This is a genomic window from Microbacterium sp. CPCC 204701, from assembly GCF_004010105.1.
Lineage (GTDB): Bacteria > Actinomycetota > Actinomycetes > Actinomycetales > Microbacteriaceae > Microbacterium.
Map to the genome: position 1 here is coordinate 1 of NZ_RRYE01000441.1, position 2,279 is coordinate 2,279.

Consider the following 2,279-nt stretch of genomic DNA (forward strand, 5'->3'; position numbering starts at 1 on the left):
GGTCGCCGACGGCCATCACCCCGGTGCCGGCGAAGAGCGCCGCCAGGAGGTCGGTCTGGACGACGGAGGTGTCCTGGTACTCGTCGAGCAGCACGACGCGATAGCGGTCGCGCAGCTCCTCGGCGACAGAGGGGTGGCTCGCGACCACCTCCAGGGCTCCGGCGACCTGATCGGAGAAGTCGATGACACCGAGCCGGCGCTTCTCGGCGTCGTACTCGCGCGCGAGGTCCGACAGCAGCGCCAGTGCTCCCACCTTGTCGGCCGCCTCGGCCACCTCGGCGTAGACGGCGGTGCCCTTCCGCGTCGACGGAAGCTCGCGGACCGAGCGGAAGCGGTCGGGGAACGCCGCGAGCACGTCGAAGTCGACGAGGTTGTCGACGCCGTCGCGCGCGATCCGCAGGGCCGCGTCGACGATCGAGCGCACGGCCTCACCCCGTGCTTCGAGCCGCGGATCGTCGGACGCGAAGACGACCCGCCGCATGAGCAGCCACGCCGCCGACTCCGAGAGCACGGCGGCTTCGGCATCCCTGCCTATCCGCACCGCGTGCTCGCGGACGATCTGGTCGGCGAAGCTGTTGTACGTCGCGACCGACGGGCGATGCAGCAGCGCGTCGTCGTCGGATGGCTGCGACACCGCGCCTACGGCACGCGCGAGGGCGTCCATCGCGGCCTGCCGCGTCACGCCGCCGCGGTCGGCCTCGGCCCCGGCGCGCTCCAGTTCGCCGAAGACGTCGAGGAATCCCTGCTCCGCCAGCGACGGCAGCGACGGCAGCAGGCCGCGCCGCTCGAACTCGGCGAGGCGCGCGAGCCGCCTCTGGATGCGCTCCGCCAGCTCCCCGGCGGCCTTTCGCGTGAAGGTGAGGCCCAGCACCTCGTCGCGGCGGACCAGTCCGTTCGCGACGAGCCACACCACCCGCGACGCCATCGTCTCGGTCTTGCCGCTGCCGGCTCCGGCGACGACGAGCGCCGGCTCGAGCGGCGCCTCGATGACGGCGGTCTGCTCGTCGGTCGGCGGGAACTGGCCGAGCGCTGCGGCGATCACCCGCGCCGACAGCGCGGGCGGGGAGACGGCGGTCATGAGGCGCTCACCGCGCCGATCGTGTGGATGCGACAGAGCCCGTACGAGTGGTCGTCACGGCAGTGCTCTTCGTACGGCGCCGTGAACGTGGTCCCTCGCATGACCGCGACGGCGGCCCGGATGCGCGAGAGGAAGGCCTCGCGACGTTCGCCGTCGAACGGCGGCTGCCACGGCGTCGCGTAGTCGGACCTCGTCGCGGTCGGTCGCAGCACGAGCAGCTTCGCTCCGCCGGGGGCGAGACCCTCCGCTTCGGGGATCGCGCCGGACTCGAACCCCAGCTGGTAGGCGGCGAGCTGGGGGTTGTCGAGCACCTTGAGGTCTGTCTGCGGCTCGCGCTTGCCGGTCTTCAGGTCCATGATCACGACCGTGCCCTCGGGGGTGAGCTCCACCCGGTCGATGTAGCCCGACAGCAGCACGCGGTGCGGCCGCTCCTCGTCGGCCACTTCGCCCTGGGCCGAGATCGCCGGGACTTCGGCGGCGTCGACCGGGATGGCGACCTCGAAGTGGGGCTCCGCGCCGATCAGGCGCCCGCCGGCCTGCTCGAAGCGGTGCAGGTAGAGGTGCAGGCGACGCACCAGGTCGCGCGCCCGCGTCTGTTCGGCCCGGTCGCGCCAGGCGGCCTCGAACGTGAGCTCGCCCCAGCGGGCCTCGACCTCTGCCCACAGCGCGGCCTCGTCCGAGCTCTGGGCGTGCTCGAGCGCCGCGTGGATGATCGTGCCGAGCCCCGCGGTCGTGCTGCCGGGGTCGCCGCCGAGGTCGCCGATCACCCAGTTGAGCTCGCACTCCTCGAGCGCGTGCAGGCGCGAGGGCGAGACCCGCACGTCCTCGCGCGAGAGGTCCCGCAACGGGCCGGTCGACGTCGGCGGCAGCACGCCGTACCAGTCCCGCGGCGCAGCACCCGGGACGCCGGCATCCGCCAGCAGAGCCAGCTGTCCGGCAGCTCGTTCGATCGCGGGACGCGGGGACGCGGCGTCGGTCAGCGTCCGGCGATGGCGAGCCACCAGTCCCCGCAGCGACAGCGGATGGTCGAGCGGGAACGGCTCGGGGTCGGGCAGCAGCTCGAAGAACACGCTCGGGCCGGTGTCGTCGTCGTCGACCGCGGTCACCACGACCTGCGCTCGCGCACGCGAGAGCGCGCGGGCGAGGAGCCGGAGCTCATCGTGCATCGCCGCCCGGCGCCTGTCGAACGGGGCGGCGCCCT

2 protein-coding genes are annotated in these 2,279 nt (G+C 73.4%); both read right to left on the reverse strand.

Features of this window, described 5'->3' with window-relative positions; translation table 11 throughout:
- On the reverse strand, positions 1 to 1,078 hold a 1,078-nt coding region (locus EIO58_RS16525), incomplete at its 3' end, for a UvrD-helicase domain-containing protein (protein ID WP_164861802.1).
- A partial coding sequence (locus EIO58_RS16530) for a RecB family exonuclease (protein ID WP_164861803.1) occupies positions 1,075 to 2,279 on the reverse strand: 1,205 nt, incomplete at its 5' end. The genes EIO58_RS16525 and EIO58_RS16530, both read right to left, overlap by 4 nt.